The 21,010-nt window shown below is 61.7% G+C and carries 23 protein-coding genes; 9 read left to right on the top strand and 14 right to left on the bottom strand.

Annotation, left to right across the window (positions count from 1 at the left end; all coding sequences use genetic code 11):
* The first annotated feature begins 30 nt into the window (after positions 1-30).
* From KUV41_RS14825 to bioA, 7 genes are all read left to right on the top strand, one after another.
* Positions 31-1,443: an RNA polymerase factor sigma-54 gene (locus tag KUV41_RS14825; RefSeq protein WP_222162995.1), complete on the top strand. Its 1,413-nt coding sequence runs from the start codon at positions 31-33 to the stop codon at positions 1,441-1,443.
* A 180-nt stretch (positions 1,444-1,623) separates the two neighbouring features.
* Positions 1,624-1,932: a ribosome hibernation-promoting factor, HPF/YfiA family gene (gene hpf / locus KUV41_RS14820; protein WP_206937196.1), complete on the top strand. Its 309-nt coding sequence runs from the start codon at positions 1,624-1,626 to the stop codon at positions 1,930-1,932.
* A gap of 6 nt (positions 1,933-1,938) precedes the next feature.
* Complete coding sequence (ptsN, locus tag KUV41_RS14815) at positions 1,939-2,421, top strand: PTS IIA-like nitrogen regulatory protein PtsN (protein ID WP_222162994.1); 483 nt, start codon at positions 1,939-1,941, stop codon at positions 2,419-2,421.
* A gap of 246 nt (positions 2,422-2,667) precedes the next feature.
* Positions 2,668-3,549: an RNase adapter RapZ gene (rapZ, locus tag KUV41_RS14810; protein WP_222162993.1), complete on the top strand. Its 882-nt coding sequence runs from the start codon at positions 2,668-2,670 to the stop codon at positions 3,547-3,549.
* 2 nt (positions 3,550-3,551) lie between these two features.
* A complete protein-coding gene (locus tag KUV41_RS14805; protein ID WP_222163229.1) occupies positions 3,552-3,821 on the top strand; it encodes an HPr family phosphocarrier protein in 270 nt (89 codons plus the stop codon).
* A gap of 63 nt (positions 3,822-3,884) precedes the next feature.
* Positions 3,885-4,409, top strand: a complete 525-nt coding sequence (locus KUV41_RS14800; protein ID WP_206937188.1) for a hypothetical protein — start codon at positions 3,885-3,887, stop codon at positions 4,407-4,409.
* Positions 4,410-4,504: 95 nt separating this feature from the next.
* On the top strand, positions 4,505-5,779 hold the full coding sequence (bioA, locus tag KUV41_RS14795; protein ID WP_222486640.1) for an adenosylmethionine--8-amino-7-oxononanoate transaminase: 1,275 nt from the start codon (positions 4,505-4,507) through the stop codon (positions 5,777-5,779).
* Between the two features lie 27 nt (positions 5,780-5,806).
* Here bioA and KUV41_RS14790 read toward each other — a convergent pair whose 3' ends face one another.
* Genes KUV41_RS14790 through KUV41_RS14770 form a run of 5 tightly spaced genes read right to left on the bottom strand, consistent with a single transcriptional unit; the run spans position 5,807 to position 9,026 of the window.
* A complete protein-coding gene (locus KUV41_RS14790; protein WP_222486639.1) occupies positions 5,807-6,448 on the bottom strand; it encodes a hypothetical protein in 642 nt (213 codons plus the stop codon).
* Entirely contained in the window at positions 6,445-7,233 is a 789-nt protein-coding gene (locus tag KUV41_RS14785; RefSeq protein WP_261396079.1) for a 4Fe-4S binding protein, read from the bottom strand. Before KUV41_RS14785 ends, KUV41_RS14790 begins: the two co-directional genes overlap by 4 nt.
* A 2-nt stretch (positions 7,234-7,235) precedes the next feature.
* On the bottom strand, positions 7,236-8,075 hold the full coding sequence (locus KUV41_RS14780) for an FTR1 family protein (RefSeq protein WP_222486637.1): 840 nt from the start codon (positions 8,073-8,075) through the stop codon (positions 7,236-7,238).
* Complete coding sequence (locus tag KUV41_RS14775) at positions 8,072-8,470, bottom strand: cupredoxin domain-containing protein (RefSeq protein WP_224852041.1); 399 nt, start codon at positions 8,468-8,470, stop codon at positions 8,072-8,074. Before KUV41_RS14775 ends, KUV41_RS14780 begins: the two co-directional genes overlap by 4 nt.
* Positions 8,471-8,486: 16 nt before the next feature.
* Positions 8,487-9,026, bottom strand: coding sequence for an iron transporter (locus KUV41_RS14770; RefSeq protein WP_222162990.1), 540 nt, complete (start codon positions 9,024-9,026; stop codon positions 8,487-8,489).
* Between the two features lie 201 nt (positions 9,027-9,227).
* Between KUV41_RS14770 and KUV41_RS14765 the strand changes: the two genes are divergently transcribed.
* Entirely contained in the window at positions 9,228-9,533 is a 306-nt protein-coding gene (locus tag KUV41_RS14765; protein ID WP_206937177.1) for a helix-turn-helix domain-containing protein, read from the top strand.
* An 81-nt stretch (positions 9,534-9,614) separates the two neighbouring features.
* On the top strand, positions 9,615-10,520 hold the full coding sequence (locus KUV41_RS14760; protein WP_222486636.1) for a cation diffusion facilitator family transporter: 906 nt from the start codon (positions 9,615-9,617) through the stop codon (positions 10,518-10,520).
* Between the two features lie 57 nt (positions 10,521-10,577).
* Here KUV41_RS14760 and KUV41_RS14755 read toward each other — a convergent pair whose 3' ends face one another.
* The 9 genes from KUV41_RS14755 to KUV41_RS14715 form a co-directional block, all read right to left on the bottom strand.
* A complete protein-coding gene (locus KUV41_RS14755; RefSeq protein WP_222486635.1) occupies positions 10,578-11,171 on the bottom strand; it encodes a GNAT family N-acetyltransferase in 594 nt (197 codons plus the stop codon).
* Positions 11,168-11,953 carry a diguanylate cyclase gene (locus KUV41_RS14750; protein WP_222238121.1) on the bottom strand — a complete coding sequence of 262 codons (786 nt, stop codon included), beginning with the start codon at positions 11,951-11,953 and terminating at the stop codon, positions 11,168-11,170. The genes KUV41_RS14755 and KUV41_RS14750 overlap by 4 nt, the downstream gene beginning before the upstream one ends.
* Entirely contained in the window at positions 11,950-12,342 is a 393-nt protein-coding gene (siaC, locus tag KUV41_RS14745) for a biofilm regulation phosphoprotein SiaC (protein ID WP_261317430.1), read from the bottom strand. The genes KUV41_RS14750 and siaC overlap by 4 nt, the downstream gene beginning before the upstream one ends.
* A 15-nt stretch (positions 12,343-12,357) precedes the next feature.
* Positions 12,358-12,888: a biofilm regulation protein kinase SiaB gene (siaB, locus tag KUV41_RS14740; protein WP_222162987.1), complete on the bottom strand. Its 531-nt coding sequence runs from the start codon at positions 12,886-12,888 to the stop codon at positions 12,358-12,360.
* Positions 12,876-14,936, bottom strand: a complete 2,061-nt coding sequence (siaA, locus tag KUV41_RS14735) for a biofilm regulation protein phosphatase SiaA (RefSeq protein WP_222486634.1) — start codon at positions 14,934-14,936, stop codon at positions 12,876-12,878. The genes siaB and siaA overlap by 13 nt, the downstream gene beginning before the upstream one ends.
* A gap of 311 nt (positions 14,937-15,247) precedes the next feature.
* Positions 15,248-17,059, bottom strand: a complete 1,812-nt coding sequence (locus KUV41_RS14730; RefSeq protein ID WP_222486633.1) for an acyl-CoA dehydrogenase C-terminal domain-containing protein — start codon at positions 17,057-17,059, stop codon at positions 15,248-15,250.
* A 309-nt stretch (positions 17,060-17,368) separates the two neighbouring features.
* Positions 17,369-18,136 (bottom strand): SDR family NAD(P)-dependent oxidoreductase, encoded by a 768-nt coding sequence (locus KUV41_RS14725; RefSeq protein WP_222486632.1) that lies wholly within the window; start codon positions 18,134-18,136, stop codon positions 17,369-17,371.
* An 84-nt stretch (positions 18,137-18,220) separates the two neighbouring features.
* Positions 18,221-19,873: an AMP-binding protein gene (locus KUV41_RS14720; protein ID WP_222238118.1), complete on the bottom strand. Its 1,653-nt coding sequence runs from the start codon at positions 19,871-19,873 to the stop codon at positions 18,221-18,223.
* Between the two features lie 403 nt (positions 19,874-20,276).
* Positions 20,277-20,843, bottom strand: coding sequence for a TetR/AcrR family transcriptional regulator (locus tag KUV41_RS14715; RefSeq protein WP_222485577.1), 567 nt, complete (start codon positions 20,841-20,843; stop codon positions 20,277-20,279).
* Between the last annotated feature and the right edge of the window lie 167 nt (positions 20,844-21,010).

Genomic DNA, 21,010 nt, shown 5'->3' with positions numbered 1-21,010 from the left:
CTTTTCAGCTCCACGAACGGAAGTCACATCATGGCCCTCAAGGCGTCACTGCAGCTGAAGATCGGCACCCAGCTGACCATGACCCCTCAGCTGCAACAGGCTATTGGCCTGCTCCAGCTTTCCACGCTGGACCTGCGCCAGGAAGTCCAGCAGGCGCTCGAGGCCAACCCGATGCTCGAGCTGGAGGATGAATTTGGCGAGCTGCAGGTCAAGGACAGCAAGGACGATGACTGGGCCGACGAGATCCCCTCCGAGCTAACGGTCGACAGCGACTGGTCCGATACCTATCAAGACCTTGGCACCGCCCCGGCCGGCAGCGCCGAGGCGCCCGACTTCGAGCGCCAGGCCAGCGGGCAATCCCTGCATGGCCACCTTAGCTGGCAGCTGGCCCTGCTGGACCTCAATGATAATGACAGGCGCATCGCAGAGTGCCTGATTGACGCGGTCAACGGCGATGGCTACCTGGTGGGACACCTTGACGATATCGCCCAGGGCCTGGCCGATGACGACGCTGCTGCCCCGCCCCTGCAGGACGTGGCGTCGGTACTGGCCAGGCTGCAGCAATTCGAACCTACCGGTGTATTTGCCCGAGATTTGCGCGAATGCCTGCAGCTGCAACTGGACAGCCTGCCCCGTGACACCCCCCTTCTGCCCCAGGCGGGAAGACTGGTACGCCAGTTTCTCGAGGCGCTGGCCAGCGGTGATCGTCGTCTGCTGAAGCGCCGCCTGAGCCTGACCGAAGAGCAGCTGGACGATGTCATCGAACTGATCCGTGGCCTCGACCCTAGGCCTGGCAGCCAGTACGGCGACAGCGACAACGACTATGTCATTCCCGATCTGGTGGTCCGCCACACCGAAGAAGGCTGGCGCGTCGAGCTGAACCCTGAGGCGATGCCACGCCTGCGCATTCAACCCGACTATGCGGCCTTGATCCGACGGGCCGACAAGAGCCAGGACAACCAGTTTCTGAAGGACCATCTGCAGGAGGCGCGCTGGCTGATCAAGAGCCTGGCAAGCCGCAACGACACCCTGTTGAGGGTCGGACGCGAAATCATGGAGCGGCAGCTCGATTTCCTCGAGCAGGGTGAAGCCGCCATGAAACCACTGGTGTTGGCAGACATTGCGGCCAAGGTCGAGATGCACGAATCGACCATCTCACGGGTGACGACCCAGAAATTCGTGCATACGCCACGGGGAGTGTTCGAGCTCAAGTATTTCTTTTCCAGCCAGGTGGGCCAGGATGGGGATGCCCATTCCAGCACTGCCATACGCGCCATGATCAAGTCGCTGATCCAGCAGGAGCCGCCTCGCAAACCGCTGTCTGACAGCAAATTGGTGGAGCTGCTCGCCGAAGACGGTGTCAACGTCGCCCGACGCACCGTCGCCAAGTATCGAGAAGCGATGAATATTCCCTCTTCAAGCGAGCGCAAGCGCCTGCGCTGAGCCCGGTCAGATGGCTCGAGACAGGCAGCGAGCAGAGCGCGTAGCGCAGTTACATGAAAAGCGCAAGCGCTTGAAATATCGCACGACATCTGCGTCTTAATGCGTAGAAGCAGGGGGGTTTGCAGGATCGGAAAAAGGGTTACAATCGAGCTACCACCCGCAAGAGCAAGGAGCCTTGTCATGCAAGTCAACATTACCGGCCACCACGTCGAATTGACCGATCCCCTGCGTGACTACGTACAAGAGAAGCTCGCCCGTGTGGAGCGCCACTACGACAACATCACCAATGTGCAGGTCACCCTCTCGGTGGAGAAGGAGCGCCAACAGGCTGCCTGTACGCTTCACGCTGCCGGTGCAGACCTGCATGCAGAAGCCCAGGACGGCGACATGTACGCCGCCATCGACGCCCTTGCCGACAAGCTGGACCGCCAGCTCGTCAAGCACAAGGAAAAATCCCAAGCCCGCGCCCAAGGCGCCGGAATTCGCTGACCTCTCATGACATTGGATGCCATTCTCCCCCCCGAGCGCACGCTATTTGACGTCCCGGGGGGCAGCAAGAAGAGGGTGCTGGAATTTTTCAGCACCTTCATTGCGCAGAACACACCAAGCCTGGATAGCCAGGAAGTCTTCAGTCGCCTGATCGGCCGCGAACGTCTGGGTAGCACCGGCATCGGCAATGGCGTGGCCATTCCGCATGCTCGCAACCCTCACTGCAAGGCCCCTATCTCTGGCTTTCTCAAGCTGGCAGAGCCGATTGATTTCGACGCCATCGACGGCGAACCGGTGGACCTGGTCTTTGTCTTGCTGGTGCCTGAGGAAGCGGATGATGCTCACCTTGCCCTGCTGGGACAGGTGGCCGGGGTCATGAATGACGCCGATACCCGACATCGTCTGCGCCACGCGACGTCCCAGCGCGAGCTGCACGAGCGCTTGCAGGAAGCGATTCGCCAGCAAGCCCCCGGCGACGCCACGACCTGACGGCACACGCCGAAAGCGCCTTGATCCTATGTCTTGATGGCGCACGCCTTGCCTGGCGCCTTGACGAATGGCGCCTCGCTAACAGGGGCCTCGCTGATGGGGAACTCGCTAATTAACCTCTAGCTGATTGCCATTTAGCTGATTACCATCTAGCTAGATAGCACGCTCTGATCGAGCGTGATCTGGCCGTCACCGCGCGGTTGACACCAACTGCCCTCTTATCGCCCCCTGCCAAGGAGACAGGACATGCAGCTCGTGATCATCAGTGGTCGCTCTGGCTCGGGAAAGTCCGTGGCGCTTCAGGCTCTCGAAGACCTGGGCTTCTATGCCATCGACAACTTGCCAGCGACGCTGCTGGGGTCACTGGTCGAAGAGCTGGAGAATGGACATTCACAGCGCATTGCCGTCAGTGTCGATGCACGCAATCTGCCCGAGGCGCTGGAGCGTTTTCCCGCGCAGCTGACGGCGCTGAAGCAAGGTCCCATCGACTGTCAGGTCGTCTACCTCACCAGCGACGCGCGGATTCTGCTGGAACGCTACTCCCATACTCGACGCCGTCACCCGCTGACCCGCAATACCGACATGACCCTGGCCGAGGCCATCGAGTCCGAGCAGAAGGCGTTGTCTGGCATTCGCGACCTGGCAGATCTGATCATCGACAGCTCCCGCCTGTCCGTACATGAGCTGCGTTCACGCATCGCCGAGCAGGTGGCCGATCATCGCAGCGGCCAGCTGAGCCTGACCATCGAGTCCTTTGGCTTCAAGCGTGGCGTGCCCCCCGACGCCGATATCGTGTTCGATGCACGCTGCCTGCCTAACCCCTACTGGGAGCCATCGCTGCGGGATGCCAACGGCTGCGATCAAAGCGTGATCGCCTTCCTTGAGCACTATCAAGACGTCGCCGACATGAAGCGCGACATCCTGACCTGGGTGCGCAACTGGCTGCCACGCTATCAGGCCAGCCAGCGCAGTTATCTGACGGTGGCCGTGGGCTGCACCGGGGGTCAGCATCGCTCGGTCTACCTGGCCGAGAGCATCGCCGCGGCGCTGGTCGACGACCACCCGAGAATACGCCTGCGCCACCGCGAGCTTGGCCAACAACGTCGTCTGGACAGCGGGGCACAATGAGCGTGGCCAGACGCGAGCTGACCCTTACCAATCGCCGCGGGCTGCACGCTCGGGCGGCCACTCGCCTGGTCACCTGCTGTCAGGCGTTCGACGCCTCCGTGACCGTGCACCACGGTCAGCGCTGTGGGGATGCCGCCAACATCATGTCCCTGCTGATGCTGGCGGCCCCCTGCGGCACCGTGCTGACCCTGGAAGCAGAAGGTCCCGACGCCGATGCGGTGCTCGACGCCCTTGAGGCCTTGTTCGTCGCACGCTTCGACGAAGACGCTTGAGGCCCTCGGCCACTGCGCTGACCCTGCCCTACCCTTCGATTTCGCCTCGCTTCAAAGGACATCATGCAGCTTATCCAGACTGGCAAGTACACCGAGGTCCACTACGACCCGGACCAGGATGCCTTTATCAAGACCTTCACACCCAAGGCGAGCGATCGCTGGCGCTACCGCCTGGGCATTCGCCGCTACCCGGGACACAACTTTCGCTACGTAGCCCGTCGCCTGGAGCGCCTGGGAATCGACACGCCCACCATTCTTGACGCTCAGCGCTACCGTCTGGTCACCGCCAACGTCCATGGTGTGGCGCTGAAACAGCTGGTACTCGATGATCCCGCCTTGCAGGAGCGCTACCTGGACATCCTGGAAGCGCTGTATCGTGACCGCATTCACTGTCGAGGCCTGCATACCGACAACTTCCTGGTGGTCGACGGTACGATCATCGCCATCGATCTGGATGCCTACAAGGCCCCGCGCGTCTTCACCTATCCACGCCGGGAGTTCATCGACTGCCTCAGCCGGTCCCTCAAGAACGAGGAGTCCTTTCTGTTCGAGCGTTTCCTCAAGCGCGTCGACGCCCAGCATCCCTGAATAGCCTGACGGAGCCTACCCGGCTGGTGGGAGCCGCGGGAGCAATGGTAAACTCGCCGAAATATTTTTGGTTTACTAAACCCTCAGGAGCCGAGATGCCCTCTCCCGTCTGGCACCCCTACGCCCACCTCAAGACACAAGCCGCCGCACCCAGGGTGGTCGGCGGGCGCGGCACCCGCTTCACCCTGGACACCGGCGAATCTCTGCTCGACGCGACCTGCTCATGGTGGTGCATGATTCATGGCTACGGTCATCCGCGCCTGGTCGACGCCATCAAGCAACAGGCCGACACACTGTGCCATGTCATGCTGGGCGGGCTGACCCACGATCCCGCCGATCAGCTGGCGCGGGAGCTGGTGCGACTCACACCCGACGGACTCGAGCACGTGTTCTTCTCCGATAGCGGTTCCGTCGGCATGGAAGTCGCCATGAAGATGGCCGTCCAGTACCACCATCTGCGTGGCCATACGGGCAAGCGCCGGATGCTGTCATTGATGAAGGCTTACCACGGTGACACCGCCGGCTGCATGGCAGTGTGCGACCCGGAGGAAGGCATGCACTCGCTGTTTGCCGGCTACCTGCCCGAACACCACTTCGCGCCGGCACCCAAGGCGCCTTACGGCGCCACTGCGCAACAGGTCGAGGCGGATCTGGCGGCGCTACGCAGCGTGCTTGAGCAGCACCACCACGAGATAGCCGCCCTGCTGATGGAACCCCTGCTGCAGGCGGCGGGTGGTCTCAACATGACGTCACCGCACTATCTGCGCGGCGCACGAGCGCTGTGTGACGAGTTTGATGTCCTGCTGGTGTTCGATGAAGTCGCCACCGGCTTTGGCCGCACCGGCAAGATGTTCGCCGCCGACCATGCCGATATCACGCCCGACATCATGGTACTGTCCAAAGGCTTGACCGGCGGCTACCTGGGCCATGCCGCTACCCTGGCGACCACCCGCGTCCATGATACCTTCATCGGTGACAGCCAGCTGCATGCCTTCATGCATGGCCCCACCTTCATGGGCAACCCGCTGGCCTGTCGGGTCGCGCTGGAGAGCCTGCGAGTGTTCGAGGAGGAGAACTACCTGGGCAAGATCTCGCACCTCAATGCCATCCTGACCCGTGAGCTTGCCGGCGACGACAGTCTGCGCCAGCATCCTGCTGTCGCTGACGTGCGCGTGCTGGGAGCTACCGGAGTCATCGAAGTGCACGATGCCTCCGCTCTTGCCCATGCGGCAGACATCGCCCGCTCACGCGGAGTGTGGCTGCGTTCCTTCGGCCGATGGCTTTATACCATGCCCGCCTACATCACCTCCGACGAAGAGATGCGCCAGATCATCGACGCCATGAAGGCGCCCTTCCTGGATGCCGCCTAGCCCTGTCGCACCCCAGCGATAACGGCATCACCAGCCCCAGAACAGCAACCACCAGGCGCCCACCACGGGCGCCTGGGCCAGCACCATCAGCCCCATGGCCAGGCCACGCCGCATGCCTGATACGTAACGCCCGAGCAGGCCCCAGCTCAAGCAAGCGCTGACCACCACCACAAGCATCAACAGCAACGCTCTCACATCATCGGCCCACAGCAGCTGCCAGCCTTCCCCACGCAGCAGCGTCAGGGTGGTCATCGACAGCCCCAGAAACACACCTCCGCCGGCCAGAGGAATCAGCGCATAGGACAGGTGCCACAGGCGCCGCCAGGACCACCTGCCCATCAGCAGATTGGCCAACCCCAGCAGCGCGCTTGTCCAGCCTCCCAGGGTCAGCGCCGTCACGCCGATATAGCCCAACAGCAGAGCGCCATCGAGCAGGCTGAACACATCGTGTTGCTCAGGGTAGTGGGTCAGCAGCCACCAGGGTGCCGTGGCATCCAGCAACCAGCCCGCACCATGACCGTAGAGCCACACCGCGCTCGATTGCTTGGCCGCCACGAACCAGGGACTCGCAGACCAATGGAAGGCACCCACCGCCACACCCAGCAGCCCAAACACCACCAGCAGGTACTCCCACACGGTGGCCGGCCGCTGGGGAGGGGGAACGATCACCTCAGCCCGGGGGCACGCAGCTCTAGATGGATCGCGCCCTTGTAGCCGGTGCAGCGTGAGCACAGATGGCAATCACTGGCGCTGTCCAGCTGCTTGAGTGGAAGCAGCACGGGACAGTCTGGAGCCGGTTGGCGAGCTACCTCGCCCCTACGCCGTCTTTGGCCATAGCGATGCCAGCTGGCTGGCTCGGTGCGAACGTGCAGTGGCGAGAGTTTGGCAAGCAGTGCGAAGACGCCGCTGACGGGACACAGATGACGGCACCAGACACGCTTGCCCTTGCCGTAGACTAGCCCCACCAGGGCGGCGGCTACGGTTGAGCCTCCCAGCACCAGCAGTGCCGCCTTCGGGTACTGATAGACACTGATCAACTGGCCATACACGGTGGTCATGACAAAACCCACCAAGGGCCAGCCTCCCCAGCGCATCCAGCGCGGTATCGCACGCCCCAGCCCCACGCGACTGGCCGCCTCCGATATCGCCCCTTCAGGACACAGCAGGCCACACCACAGCCGCCCCGCAACGACCATGCTGACCATCACGAAGGGCCACCAGATACCCCAGAAGACAAATTCGGCGAACACGGTAAGGTGTCCCAGGATGTGAGACTGGTAGTCGGGCAACGGCAACAGGGGGGGTATCAGCAGCAACACTGCATAGAACAGCACGACGCTCCATTGCAGCCCCAGCACCGTTCGACGATGATCGGCGAGCCAATGTCCTAGCTGATCCAGGCGCGAGCGCTCATCGTCGCCGAGCTTGACTGATGCGGACAGACAGCGACGCATGCTCACGATGCCACCCGATCTATGATCTGCCTGCGCAGGGGAACATGCAGGTACATGATGACCAGCCACCAGTACGCGATGTAGCCCAACACCAGGGTGGAGGGCGGCCAGGCCCGATAGCCAGCGATGGAGGCTAACATCCCTCCTACTCCCTGACCGTCGTCCAGCCACTGACTGGTATCCCAGAGCGGATCCATGCCAGCGGGCAACCAGCCCAGATTGATCAACCCTTCCAGCGCCGACACCCAAAGACCGGCCGCCACCAGCAGCAACAATGCTTCGCTGATCACAAAATAGAGGCGCCAGGCAAAGCGCCGCGACGTCCATTGCAATGCCCAGAAACATAGCGCTGCCATCACCATTCCCAGGCCGGCGGACAGGACAAAGTCCCAGCGCGTGCCCTGATGCCATTGCGCGACACCGATGCCATAGAGGAATACCAGTGTCTCGGCGCCTTCCCGGGCGACCGCCAGCGCCGCCAGGCTGGCGATCCCCCACTGACGGACCGGTGCCAGGCAGCGCTGGGCGTCGCGCTCAAGCACCCCCTTGAGCGTCGCGCCATGACGCCGCATCCACGCCGCCATATGCACGATCAGAAGCGCCGCCACGGCTGACATGATCACCTGAAACAGCGTTTGAGCGTCTCCGCTCAGCACGTCGCCGACGCCCATCAAGGCCGCGCCTAACGAGATGGCAAGCGCGATGCCCACCATGGCTCCCGCCCACAGCCACCTCAGGGCATCACGGCGCTCGGCGCGAACCAGCCAAGTGTAGAGGACACCCAGCACCAGAATGGCTTCCATGCTTTCACGAAACACCACCAAGAAGGCCGCGCCATTCATGGTGCAGCCTGCTCATCTGGGGCAACCGCGATGATTTCGCCCTGCGCCTCGGGCAGGTGGAATTCATCGAAATACTCGTAGCGACCAGGCTTGAGCGGATGAATGACCACAAAGGAGTGGACGCCAGGGCCCATCACCTTTTCCTGGCGCAAGCGACGACTTTCGAACTCGACCGGGGTGGCCCCACTGTTGTGCAACTCCAGCTTGAACCGCTCCCCTGCCCTGACCAGCAACGGGGTAGGCTCGAGACGCCCGTCATCAAGCGTCAATCGATAGCTGGGCAGGCCCTCGGCAAGGCCCTCTCCCGCAACGGCCCACAGCGACATCAGCGACAGGGCCACCAACGGCCCTCTGACGAGGGCTTCCCCCAACGGTGAACGACGTAACAACAGCATAATGTGAGTTCCCTTCTCAGTATCCGCCCTTCTTGCCGACGCCGGCATAGACGAAGTCATACTCGACGTCGAAGGGCGCATACCAGGGCGCGACCCCGGTCTCCTTGTCCACGTGGCGCATCAACTCCGGGGCTTCCACGTGAAAGGTCAGGTGATAGGCTCCCGCGCCATCCAGTGCCACATTGCTGCCATAATGAGTGCCGTCACTGGCAATCATCGGCATCAGTGATCCCTCCATCACGCTGTCGCTACCTTCCTTCTGCAGGCGATAGTCGATATGCAGAAAAGGGATCCATGCCCCGGGAGCAAAGCCATTGGCGTTATCTTCCAGGGCGTGAATATCCGCTTCGAGGTGAATATCGGCATCCCCGGCAACCAGCGCACCGGCCGGCTCCATGACGACTGGCTGCAGATACACCGCCGCCACCTCCATGCCGTTGATCAGGGCTGGCTCTCCGATGGGATACTCGAGCGCTGAGGCGGACGAACAGACGGCAGCGAAAGCGACAGCCGCGACGAGGGAACAGGCTCGGGCAGGGAGAGCAAGTGGGAACATGACGAACCTCAAGGCGTAGATGACAGGGATGGCTCGCCTCGGGACCTTCATTTACGAATGATTATCCCTTGGCGCCGTGCCACTGTACGTCGGGCCCTGTCGTCAACTACTGACGTGCGTCAAACTAGACGTGACGACTTGCACCACACCTACGATTGGGTAACGCTTACTCACCTTTAAGTGATATCAGGCAGACACTCCATGGCGACTCTGAGCAAGACCCGCACCAGCTTCTATCGTCGGCTATATGTCGCCCACCTCATCGCCAGCGGCGTCGATACGGTTCCCGCCATCACGACAGCGACCGGCATGCCACGTCGCACCGCTCAGGACACCCTGTCCGCACTGGAAGAGCTGGACATCGAATGCCACTTCGAGCATGAACAAGGCAAACCCCACAATATCGGCCATTACCGCATCGTCGACTGGGGCCCCATCGACGCGACCTGGCTAGCCTCACACGCCGAGCGGCTGCGCCAGACGCTCGGCTACCCGGCAATGAGCTGACCCACCCCACTCTGTAGCCGGCGTCATCCTGGCACTCCTCTTACGTTCTTGACCCAGTCTTACTTGACGGTACTTCACATCATGGATGCCAGACTTGAGCAGCGGGCGCTGACCCTCTCGATCATCACGACCCTCGGTGTGGCCCTGCTTGGGGTCATCTTTGGCCTTATGGCCGGCTCACAGGCGATCCTGTTCGACGGGGTCTTCTCGACCATCGACGCTGCCATGTCGACCTTGGCCCTGGCGGTGTCACGGCTGGTCATGCGTGAAGCGACACAGCGCTTCCAGCATGGCTTCTGGCACTTTGAGCCCATGGTCGCTGCGCTGAATGGCGCGATTCTGCTGCTACTTTGTTTTTATGCGTTTCTCAACGCCCTACGCGAGCTGCTCAGCGGGGGACACGCCCTGGCCTTCGGGGCGGCGACGCTTTACGCCGTGGCGGTACTGGTCATCTGCAGCACCATGGCCATCTACCTGAAGAGGATCAATCGTCGGGCGAGATCGGAATTTCTGCGTATTGATCAAAAGAACTGGCTGATGGCAGCACTGATCACCGGGGCGCTGCTGGTCGCCTTCGTGATCGCGTTGCTGCTGGAGGACACCGCGTTGGACCACTGGACGCCCTACGTCGACTCCGCATTACTGGTGGTGCTGACCCTGGTCTTCATCCCGGTACCGGTCGGTATCATCCGTCGTGCCGCCAAGGACATTTTCCTGATGGCACCCAGCGCGATCGATCGTGAAGTCCACGCCGCCATGGCCGAGGTCATGCAGCGAGAAGGGCTTAGCCACTACTACAGCCATGTGGCGAAGAGTGGCCGAGGCCACCGCATTGAAATCCATATTGTCACCGCGCCCCACTTTGCCAGCGGGCGCGGTATGGTCGAGATGGACGAGATTCGCGAGGATATCTCGCGCCGACTCAGCATTCCGCCGGAGCGACGCTGGTTTATCGTGGCCTTTACCGCTGAGGAGCGCTGGGCATAGCGCTTCATCATGCACTGAGCCAGCGTGAAAGCTGGGTGGCATGCCCATGTCACCCTCCTACCTCGCCGGGGTAAGAGCCTCAGGAATCCTATCGACGGCCAGCATGGCGTAGACCACGTGGCAAAGGGGGCGGCCTCGAACCCATTCGCAGTCGCGCAAGACACCTTCTTGCCTGAACCCGAGTCGCTCGGGAATGGCACGGCTGCGGGTGTTATATTCGGCACAGCGTATTTCGAGGCGATGCAGCGCCAGTTCATTGAAGCCGTAGGCCACCAACGCAGACACACTCGCTGCCATGCGCCCGGCGCCTTGCCTGTCGTGCCGCAGCCAGTAACCCATCGACGCCCAGCGGTGACCTTCGACAATCCGATTGAAGCCGACCACCCCGATCAGTTCGCTGCCGCCACCCTCAGTGCCTTCCATCAGGGCGAAATGACGGGCGATGCCCAGTCGTCGCTCGGCCATGGCTGCAGTGACAAAGACCTCACAATCCGCGGGGGATACGGTCGTATCCACCCAGGGCAGCCATGGGCCAAGCGAGTCACGGCTGTGTTCCACCGCCTGCCAGATACCGTCACCGTGGACCGCCGCCAGCGGCTCTAGCCACAGCTGGTTGGAGACGGGCAGAGATGCCAGCGACGGACGGCTCATGGTGCCGCCTGCCAGCGGTCGCGACCGCTGCGCTTTGCCTCCAGCAGCGCCTGATCCGCGCGGTTCATGGTCTGCTCGTAGGTTTCGTCACCCCGGTGCTCGGCGGCACCGATACTCACCGTCACGGTCAGATCGCTGCCCTCGATCAGGCGAGTTTCCTTGAGGTTGCCGCGCAGCCGCTCAAACAGAGGTTCTGCCGCCCACAAGGAAGCACCAGGCAGGGCCAGCAGAAACTCCTCCCCGCCCCAGCGACCGACAATGTCGCCGCCGCGCAGGGTGTCGCTCAGCACCCGCGCCACCGTCAGCAGGGCCTGGTCCCCCACATCGTGGCCGTGGTCATCATTGAAACGTTTGAAATGATCGATATCGACCATGGCCAAGGTGAACGGCCTCTGCTGACGCCGATTGGCCGCCATCAACCGTCGCAGCTCAGTATGCAGACCACGACGATTGGGAATCTTGGTCAGTGGGTCCAGCATCACCTCACTTTCCAGGGTCTGGTTACGCTCGAACAGTAGCTCCTGATAGCCATCGGCGATGCGCGACAGCTTGCGCTGGCGCCGCTGCTGGCGCTCGAGCCGCCGCTCGGCGGTGGTAAGATCCGACTTCACACCCCGCTGAAAGCCATCTGAGATGGCGGCCATACGCTCCAGCCGCTCGAGCTGATCGGTGTGCCGCAGGTACAGCGCCTCAAGCGGCGCGCGCAGAGGGTTTTCTGCGTACTCCGGTGACGCCAGCATTTCCTCGATGTCGCGAAGCAGCTGACGATCCCTTTCCGTCATGGAGTCACTTCCTCGATCGGGGTGATCGCGAACGGAAAACTGCAATCTTCCTTGAACTCTTCGGCAAGTTCGGCGATGCGTTCATTTCGCACATCGTAGCGCCAGTCGACGCTGCACTCGGTGCCCTCCTGATGCGCTTCTTCCATCAGGTCAAAGATATCCATCATGGCCTTGACCGAACTGGTGTTGAGATACACCAGGTCGAGCTGCACGCACAGCGGCTTATCGCCGGAACGCAGGTAGGCATCCACCCAGCTCAAGACGCTGCTGTAGAGCTCGAAGGTGTTTTCCGGATACGAGTCGCCGCGCATCGTCAGGCGCCCGGCTTCCCAGTCAGAGCGGATGTCTGGTGTCGACTGGGTTCCGTCAATCGCGAGGTCGTTAATCATGGTGATGACTTTCCGTCAAATGGTAGCGGTAATGCAGAAGAAACTTTGCTGGTCCGACATCGGCTTGAGCGTGGACCGCAACGGCTGACAGGACTTGCGCGCCATGTCGATCAGCCCCAGGCCTGCACCCCGGGAGCCCTCTTCCCGAGGCTTCCTCAGCTGCTGCTTGTAGACCCGCTTCAACTCACTCGCATCCAGCCCGCTCAGCTCGCCGACGGTAGCCATCAAGCGCTCACCATCGGCATGCTCGACCACGTTGCCCGCGGACACCTGATAATGCCCTTCTGGACTGCGCGCAACGGCCACCGTGGCCGTCGCCCGGTGGTCGTCGTAGCCCATGGCGGTAGCGTAGTGGCTGATATTCTGCGTCATCTCGATGTAGGTCGAGAAGACGTCCATCGCCGCCGACGGCTCTGCCGACTCACTGTTCAGATAATTGCGAATGGCCTTGCCGATTTCTTCGATCAGGCTATGAGAAATCGGGCCATTGAAGCTAAGCAGGACGCGCTGCTGGTCGAACTGCTCACGTAGCGTCAAGAGGTCCATGGGGTGTCCTCATCAAGACCATGGGAGATGTGGGTGGTCGCCTCAGCTGACGGCTCTGATGTGGCAGCAACAGGCTGGAAGCACAGCAATGTGATGTCGTCACGCTGGCGCTGGTCGCCCTGGAAGTGCTCGAGCTCTTGCAGGAATGCCGCCACCTGAGCGCTTGGCGTCAGCGCAGCGTGAGTCATCAGCATGGCCTCGAAGCGACGCTTGCCAAAGCCGAAGCCATCCTTGCCCCCCGCCTGATCCAGAAAACCGTCACTGCACAGGGTACAGGACCAGCCAGGGGCAACTTCCAACGTTTGATTACGATATTCACCTGGACGCTTGTAAGCCAGTGCGCGGCGCCCTCCCGCCAATACCTGAAGCTGGCTGCCGTCGGTGACATAGAGATCCAACTTGGCACCGGCATAGGTCAACCGTCGCTCATCGGCCTCTACCCATACCAGACCCACATCCATATGGGGGGTAACGGCCTCGGACTCGGTCTCGCCAAGCAAGGTACGCCGTATACGACGGTCCATCTCTGTCAGGATCGCCGCCGGGTCCTCTGGCCCGACCTGATTCACGGAGTTGTCGAAGGCCGCACGTGCCAGCATGGTCATCAACGCCCCAGGAACCCCGTGACCCGCGCAGTCGATGACGCCCAGCAGGTAGCCGTGGCCCGCATTGCGGAAGACGAAGATATCGCCGCCCACGGCATCCCGTGGATTCCACAGCACGCCATGATGGAGTCCGGCGCACTGGGTCAGGTCACGGCGGGGAAGTATCGCTTGCTGCAGGGCTCTGGCGCACTCCAGCGAATCATCGATCTGGCGCTTGGCCTCGCTCATCTGATGATTGGCGCTCTCCAATGCCGCCGTGCGGTGTCGGATTCGCTCCTCAAGCTCATCGGTATGCGCCATGACCTGATCCGCCATGCGCTGGAAGTCCCGGGACAGATCGCCGATCTCGTCGCCCCTGTCGCTGTCCAGCTCGACATCGTACTGGCCTCTTGCCAGCGCCTGAGCAGAGCGGCTGAGGCGCTGCACCGGACCCACGATCAGACGCTGCAGGGTGAACACGACCGCCACCAGCATGATGGCAAGACCCGACAGCAGCGCCACCAGCAACGGCATCAGCCAACGCTTTTCCAGCAGTTGCATAGCGTAGGGGTCTATCGCCGAGACCAGCCACCAGTCCAGTTCTGGCAGGTAGCTGACCGCCACTTCCCTTTCATCACCGCCCCACACCAGGGTGCTGTTGATGACATCCTCATCACCGTCTCGAGCTTGGGTAAGCATCTGCTGCAAAGCATCGGCGTCTTCTACCAAGGGTGACAACGTCTTCATTTCACCCGCATCACGGCTAAGGTCCGTGGCCTGGAAGTCGCCTCCCTCGGCGGTCGCCATCACCTGCCCCTGCTGGTCAAGCACGTAGGAAGACACACCCTGTGACTGGTCGTCGAAGCTGCTGGCCAGCAGGTGCTGGAAATTCAGACCTCCACCCACCATACCGAGCGGCTGGTCAACACCATCCACGCGGACGTTGACCCACACCCGGGTGGTATTCAGCGCTCGACTGTAAGCCACCTGGACACCAAATGGCGCGCCGCTGTCCATGGCACGGAAGTACCAGGCATCTTCGTCGCTGTCGGCGTCGAGGCTATAGCGCGGGTCGCGACTCTCCTCGAGCCTGCCGTCGTTGTAGTAGAGCTGCCCTGTCTGATGGTGCACGACGTAGTAGTCATCCCCATCAAACTGCTGGCGAAACCCCTCGGCCTCACGGAAAAAGCGAGCCTTCAGTTCCTGGTTATCGATATCTGCCAGCCACTCGCGGGTGACCGCCATGTCGCCAAAGCGCTTGGCCAACGCCAGCTCGCGGGACAGCGGCGTGAGCATGCGCTGCAGGTGCAGGCGGCTGTACTGTTCGGCATAACGTTGAACGAAGTGACGTTCCAGATCCTGCAGCGCGTGCATGCCTATCCAGACCATGGGCACCAACGCCATGAGAAACGACAACAGCGGCACCAGCAGAGACTTGACGCGCAAGCCCAGATGACGACTCATCAGAACTCCTTGGAGGGGCAAAGAAGACAACAGCGTGAGCCCTGGGCTTCACTGGAGGTAACATTCACTTGCTGCGCATCATGCCATGAAACCCCTATGTCCGCTAATGAACGCGCTCATCAGTGTAGTCTGATATTTATGAATTTACTGATATCAAATAACTCACATACCGATGCAGGCGCTGGCCAGCCGATCGACAACATATAAAAAAAGCGGCGAGCCAGGCTCGCCGCCAACGATCAGTCACCTGACCGAGAGAGCTCGATTGACCGACCTCAGCGACGACACGCAGAGGCCGGTACGGTTCACGACTACCGCTCGAAGCCCAGACCAAAGGCCCCTTCATCCAATCCCATCAGGCTCTCTGCACCTGACTGCATCTGCGCGGCGTGGGCTCTGGTGCGCGGCAACAGGCGCTCGAAGTAGAAACGGGCGGTATGGATCTTGGCCTCGTAGAAGGCCGCATCGGTTGGCGACTGTGCCAGCGCCTGGCGGGATGCCTTCACCGCTTTGGCGAACAGATAGGCCAGGGTGACGTAGCCGGAATACATCAGGTAGTCCACCGACGCCGCGCCGACTTCCTCCCGATCATTGATCGCCTTCATCCCGATCGCCATGGTCAGTTCGCCCCACTGACTGTTCAACTTAGCCAGAGGAGCAACAAAGGCGGCCATGTCCTCGTTGTCTGCTTCCGCCTTGCAGAACAGATGGATCTCCTTGGTGAACACCTTCAGGCTTTCGCCCTGGTTCATCAGCACCTTGCGTCCAAGCAGATCGAGGGCCTGGATGCCAGTGGTGCCCTCGTAGAGACGGGTAATCCTGGCGTCACGCACCAGTTGCTCCATCCCCCACTCGTGAATGAAACCGTGTCCACCGAAGACCTGTACGCCTTCATTGGTTGCCTCGAAGCCTAGCTCGGTCAGAAATGCCTTGACGATGGGCGTCAGTAACCCCAACAGCGTTTCGGCGCGCTCCCGTTCTTCCCCAGCCGGCGTCTGTTCGACCACATCGATCAGCTGAGCGGTATACAGCACCAGCATCCGACCGCCTTCTGCGATGGCTTTCTGGGTCAACAGCATGCGCCGCACGTCGGGATGCACAATGATCGGATCCGCGGCCTTCTCCGGCGCCTTGGGCCCCGATAGCGCGCGCATCTGCAGCCGGTCACGGGCATAGCTCAGCGCGTTCTGGAAGCTGGCCTCGGCCAGGCCCAGCCCCTGAATGCCCACCCCGATCCGAGCCGCATTCATCATCGTGAACATGCAGGCGAGTCCCTTGTTGGGAGCTCCGATCAGGTAACCCGTGGCGCCATCGAAATTCATGACGCAGGTGGCATTGCCGTGAATCCCCATCTTGTGTTCCAACGAACCGCAGGTCACGCCATTGCGCTGACCGGGCTCACCCTCGGCATCGGGCAGAAACTTGGGGACGAGGAACAGCGAGATGCCTTTGGAACCCTCCGGCGCATCCGGCAACTTAGCCAGCACCAGGTGCACGATGTTGTCGGAAAGATCGTGGTCGCCCGCAGAAATGAAGATCTTGGTGCCACTGATGCGGTAGCCGCCCTGCTCGTCCGGCGTAGCCTTGGTCTTGATCAGGCCAAGGTCTGTGCCGCAATGGGGCTCTGTCAGGCACATGGTGCCCGTCCAGCTGCCCTCCACCAGTTTGGTCAGATAGACCCGCTGTTGCTCCGGCGTGCCGTGATGGCGCAGCGCATCTGCTGCACCGTGAGACAAGCCGGGATACATGCCCCAGGAGAGGTTGGCTGCACAGATCATTTCCGACAACAGCATCGACAGTGACGGCGGCAAGCCCTGGCCACCATGCTCGGGCTCTGCGGCCAACCCGGGCCAGCCACCATCGACGTACTGACGATAGGCGTCACGAAAGCCGTCGGGGGCCTTTACATCGCCGTCTTGCAGACGGCAGCCTTGCTTGTCTCCGCTCTGATTCAACGGCAGCAACACTTCACGCGCAAAGCGCGCTCCCTCATCCAGAATGGCAGACACCACGTCTGGCGAAACGTCGTCGCCAGCGGGCAAGCGGGCGTAATGAGCCGGATAGTCGAACAGCTCATCCATCACGAAGCGCATGTCGCGCAGCGGTGCCTGATAATCTGGCATGGGTCACTCCTGTCGATCCGAGGCGATGCCCGTGCCACCATGGCTCATCGGGCTTTCAAACATGTGTTTGAAAATAGCGGCGCAACCGACCACAAGTCAAGCGTTCGTTTGAACCCTTGGCATCCCAGAGACACTGAGTGCCGATGGCACGATCGTCCCTGGCACCATGGTCAGCCATGCCTTGATCACCCGTCCTGTCGTCGGTCGTACTGGCACCACAAGCATCTTGGTCACTGACGCTACGCCATCACCCTGTGGGTGACAGCCGACGAGACGGCCGTCGCCCGCGCCTCGCCGGCACACTGCGCATTACTGCATGCGAATACCGCCATCCAGGCGAATGACCTCGCCATTGAGCATGCTGTTGGTGATGATCTGCTCGGCCAGCCGGGCGAACTCATCCGGCTTGCCCAGCCGCTTGGGAAACGGCACGGCTTGCGACAGCGCTGCGACAGCGTCCTCAGGGATATCGGCCATCATCGGCGTCTCGAATACCCCTGGGGCAATCGCCATTACCCGCACCCCATGGCGTGACAATTCCCTGGCGGCGGGCAGACTCATGCCGACCACCCCTGCCTTGGACGCACTGTAGGCACACTGCCCTACCTGGCCGTCAAAAGCGGCCACGGACGCGGTATTGATAATGACACCCCGCTCACCGTCCGGACCCGGGCTGTTGTGTACCATCGTCGCCGCGGCCAGGCGCATCACGTTGAAGGTCCCCACAAGATTGATCTGGATGGTCCGGGCATAGGCCTCCAGGTCGGCAGGATGGCCATGGCGATCCACCAGCTTGGCCACGCTAACCACGCCGGCGCAGTGGATGACGCCGTCGACCCCCTCGCGCTCGCCATGCTGACGTGCCGCATCGAACACCGCCTGCATGTCGTCTGCTGAGGTGACGTCGGCGTGCATGGCGATAGCGCCCTTACCCAGGTCCTTGGCCTGCTGGTCGATCTTGTCGCTGAGGTCGCACAGCACCACCTGGGCTCCGGCTGCCACCAGTCTCTTGGCACAGGCGGCACCAAGCCCGGAGCCAGCGCCGGTGATCACAAAGGTGGCATCGTTGATATCCATGAAGTGTTCTCTCTCTTTACCAGACGTGCTTGACAACACACGCCCCGAGGGCTCCCTCGGGGCGTCAGAAGATGGCGCCAGGCGTCACGCCTTGGCGGCAGCATCCGCCCTCAACTTGAAACGCTGAATCTTGCCACTGGGGGTCTTGGGTAGTTCATCGACAAACTCGATCACCCTTGGAAAGGCGTGGGTCGACAGGCGCTCTCTGACCTGCTGGCGGATATCCTCGGCAAGCTCATCACTGGCCTCGAAGCCCTCCCGGAGCACCACGTAGGACTTGATGATTTCCCCACGAATATCATCGGGTTGCCCCACCGCAGCCGACTCCGCCACGGCAGGATGGGTCAATACCGAGTTTTCCACATCGGTCGGGCCTACCCGATAACCTGCGGTAGTGATGATGTCGTCATCTCTTCCGGCAAACTGAAAACTGCCGTCGTCGTTGCGGATGACCACATCTCCCGTCAAGTAGTAGCCCTCGGCAAACGGATGCTTTTCCTGCCAGGTATAGCCGGGAAAGAAATGCGCCGGCGACCTCGCCACGTCGACGGCAAGCACACCGGGCTCGCCCGGCGGCAGCTCGTTATATTCCGCATCAAGAATCACCAGGCGATAGCCCGGCATTGGCACGCCCATGCCGCCGACATGCTTGGGATGGTCGAGACAATGATGGTTGTTGCAGGTCATGCCCGTTTCGGTCTGGCCATAGTGATCCATCACCGCGCAGCCCAGCGCCCTTTCGACCCAGTTGACCACTTCGGTATTCAGCGGCTCCCCGGCGGAACTCGCCGCCCGCAACGACAGTGTCTCGTGTGCCTGATCAAAGAGCCCGGACGCCTTCATCAAACGATAGGCGGTCGGAGCGGCGGCAAAGTTGGTGATGTCATGGCGCTGCATGAAGGCCAGTGCGCCTTCGGCACTGAAGCCGGCCTCGCAAAAATGCGTGGTCACGCCCAACAGCAAGGGTCCGGTGATCGCGTAATAGAGGCCATAGGCCCAGCCGGGATCTGCCATGTTCCAGAAGCGATCCTCCCCACGCAGGTCGACGGCCAGCTCCATATACAGCGCAAAGGCGGGCATTGCGGAGAGCGGCACGGCAACCCCCTTGGGCTTGCCGACCGTGCCTGACGTAAACATCTGCAGAAACGGCTGCTCAGGGCCAAGGCGCGGTGGCGTAGCCGACGATGGCTCACTGGACAGGGCGTGATCCCAGTCGAGATCCTGCGGATGTGCCTCGCTGGCGCCACCCAGCGCCAGCACCGAGGGACAGGACGCCAGACCGTCAAACTTGTGACGATTGGCGCCATCGGTGATGACCAGCTTGGTATCGGCTCGCCCAAGACGGTAGTCGACGGCATCCGGGCCAAATGCCGTAAACAATGGCTGATACACGGCCCCCAGCCGCCAACTCGCCAATACTGCGATCAACAGCTGGGGCGAGCGCGGCAGCATGCAGGCGATACGGTCCCCTGCTGCCAGCCCCTGGGCCGACATCCACGCGGCGAGACGTGCGCTCAGGCTATCCAGTTCGCGATAGCTCAGGCGTGTAACGGCCCCATCCGGTGCTTCGTGCACCAACGCCAGCACCTCGCCACGGCCCTGCGCTACATGACGCCCACAGCAGGCATAGTAAGCGTTGAGGCAGCCGTCACCATGATCGTCCAAGCGGTCAATCACCTGCTGTATATCAAACGTCTCGCGATAGGACTCGGCCGATGGGAGTGTGGCATGGCTCATGACGTGCCTCTTACGTTGTGTTTGTTGGAGAGCGCTGCCCCGGCCCAAGCATTCCGTTGACGTAAGCGTAAACCTAGCAAGCGCTAGGGTGAAAACTAGATCCTTCGTACAGGAGTGACAAGCACAACCGGAATAGACCATCGTCTAGCCTGACACCGCCGCCAGGTCATCAGCGCCGCTGCAGACAGGATTCAGGGGGAAACTCATGCCAACGCAAGAAGGGAGATGAACAAAGGCAATGCGAGTAAACAGAAGGGAGTCACCCAGAGGCGCTCATTGAGAGGAGCTCACGGAGTGCGGACCAATGAGATGAACTCATTGGGTGGGGATCACTGGAGAGGGAGCCTATCGCCTGAGCCCCCTGCCCCGGGATAGCGCCGCCAGGACGCGGTAAAGGTGGCGCTCAGGTCCGGCGGGTCAGCATATTGACCAATTCATCGGCCAGTTGCTCTGGGCTGCGCGGACCGTCCGGATCGTACCAGCGCACGGTCCAGTTCAGCGCCCCCAGCACAAAACGCGCGACCAGCGCTCGATCACCGGCCACCAGACCGGCTTCGATGGCCTCGTCGATGACGTCGTTCCACAGCCCCTCGTAGGCGTCCCTCAGGTGGGTCAGATGATCCCGCGCAGCGTCGTCCAGGCGTCGCCATTCGTAGAGCGCGACGACGTGGGCGTTGCGATCGGTCAACAGCGTATCCAGATGGGCACGCGCCATGACATGCAGCCGAGACAAGGGGTCTGAGCCTGCATCGTCGAGGGCCGCGCGAGCCAGCGTCAAGGCATTCTGCGTCCCCTCTTCGATGACAGCGGCCAGAATTTCCTGCTTGTCCCTGAAGTGATGGAACAGGCTACCCGACTTGATACCCATTTCCTGAGCCAGCATGCGCACGGTCGTGCGATCGAAGCCTTCCTGGACAAACAGCTGGGCAGCGAGGCGGATCAGCTCCTTGCGGCGAGGCGAGTCATTCATTACATTCATCGACAGTTACACTAGCGCTTGCTTGGTTTTGATGAGGGAAGCATAGCGCACCCTCAGGGTCAACGCCGACTGATCCTGTCAACGCCAGGGACCTGCAAGCGCATCTCGCCGGGCTGGGCCACACTGAAGGTCTTCCGCAGGCGCCAGCTCGCGATAGC

It is taken from the genome of Halomonas sp. DP8Y7-1, assembly GCF_019801685.1.
GTDB classification, from domain to species: domain Bacteria; phylum Pseudomonadota; class Gammaproteobacteria; order Pseudomonadales; family Halomonadaceae; genus Halomonas; species Halomonas litopenaei_A.
The sequence above is the reverse complement of the archived record's forward strand: the minus strand, read 5'-3'. Positions and strand labels throughout refer to the sequence as shown.

Coding starts and splice junctions, on each gene's coding strand:
- KUV41_RS14825 (WP_222162995.1), top strand. CDS start 31: ATGGCCCTCAAGGCGTCACTGCAGCTGAAGATCGGCACCCAGCTGACC.
- hpf (WP_206937196.1), top strand. CDS start 1,624: ATGCAAGTCAACATTACCGGCCACCACGTCGAATTGACCGATCCCCTG.
- ptsN (WP_222162994.1), top strand. CDS start 1,939: ATGACATTGGATGCCATTCTCCCCCCCGAGCGCACGCTATTTGACGTC.
- rapZ (WP_222162993.1), top strand. CDS start 2,668: ATGCAGCTCGTGATCATCAGTGGTCGCTCTGGCTCGGGAAAGTCCGTG.
- KUV41_RS14800 (WP_206937188.1), top strand. CDS start 3,885: ATGCAGCTTATCCAGACTGGCAAGTACACCGAGGTCCACTACGACCCG.
- bioA (WP_222486640.1), top strand. CDS start 4,505: ATGCCCTCTCCCGTCTGGCACCCCTACGCCCACCTCAAGACACAAGCC.
- KUV41_RS14785 (WP_261396079.1), bottom strand. CDS start 7,233: ATGCGTCGCTGTCTGTCCGCATCAGTCAAGCTCGGCGACGATGAGCGC.
- KUV41_RS14780 (WP_222486637.1), bottom strand. CDS start 8,075: ATGAATGGCGCGGCCTTCTTGGTGGTGTTTCGTGAAAGCATGGAAGCC.
- KUV41_RS14775 (WP_224852041.1), bottom strand. CDS start 8,470: ATGCTGTTGTTACGTCGTTCACCGTTGGGGGAAGCCCTCGTCAGAGGG.
- KUV41_RS14770 (WP_222162990.1), bottom strand. CDS start 9,026: ATGTTCCCACTTGCTCTCCCTGCCCGAGCCTGTTCCCTCGTCGCGGCT.
- KUV41_RS14765 (WP_206937177.1), top strand. CDS start 9,228: ATGGCGACTCTGAGCAAGACCCGCACCAGCTTCTATCGTCGGCTATAT.
- KUV41_RS14760 (WP_222486636.1), top strand. CDS start 9,615: ATGGATGCCAGACTTGAGCAGCGGGCGCTGACCCTCTCGATCATCACG.
- KUV41_RS14755 (WP_222486635.1), bottom strand. CDS start 11,171: ATGAGCCGTCCGTCGCTGGCATCTCTGCCCGTCTCCAACCAGCTGTGG.
- KUV41_RS14750 (WP_222238121.1), bottom strand. CDS start 11,953: ATGACGGAAAGGGATCGTCAGCTGCTTCGCGACATCGAGGAAATGCTG.
- siaC (WP_261317430.1), bottom strand. CDS start 12,342: ATGATTAACGACCTCGCGATTGACGGAACCCAGTCGACACCAGACATC.
- siaB (WP_222162987.1), bottom strand. CDS start 12,888: ATGGACCTCTTGACGCTACGTGAGCAGTTCGACCAGCAGCGCGTCCTG.
- siaA (WP_222486634.1), bottom strand. CDS start 14,936: ATGAGTCGTCATCTGGGCTTGCGCGTCAAGTCTCTGCTGGTGCCGCTG.
- KUV41_RS14730 (WP_222486633.1), bottom strand. CDS start 17,059: ATGCCAGATTATCAGGCACCGCTGCGCGACATGCGCTTCGTGATGGAT.
- KUV41_RS14725 (WP_222486632.1), bottom strand. CDS start 18,136: ATGGATATCAACGATGCCACCTTTGTGATCACCGGCGCTGGCTCCGGG.
- KUV41_RS14720 (WP_222238118.1), bottom strand. CDS start 19,873: ATGAGCCATGCCACACTCCCATCGGCCGAGTCCTATCGCGAGACGTTT.
- KUV41_RS14715 (WP_222485577.1), bottom strand. CDS start 20,843: ATGAATGACTCGCCTCGCCGCAAGGAGCTGATCCGCCTCGCTGCCCAG.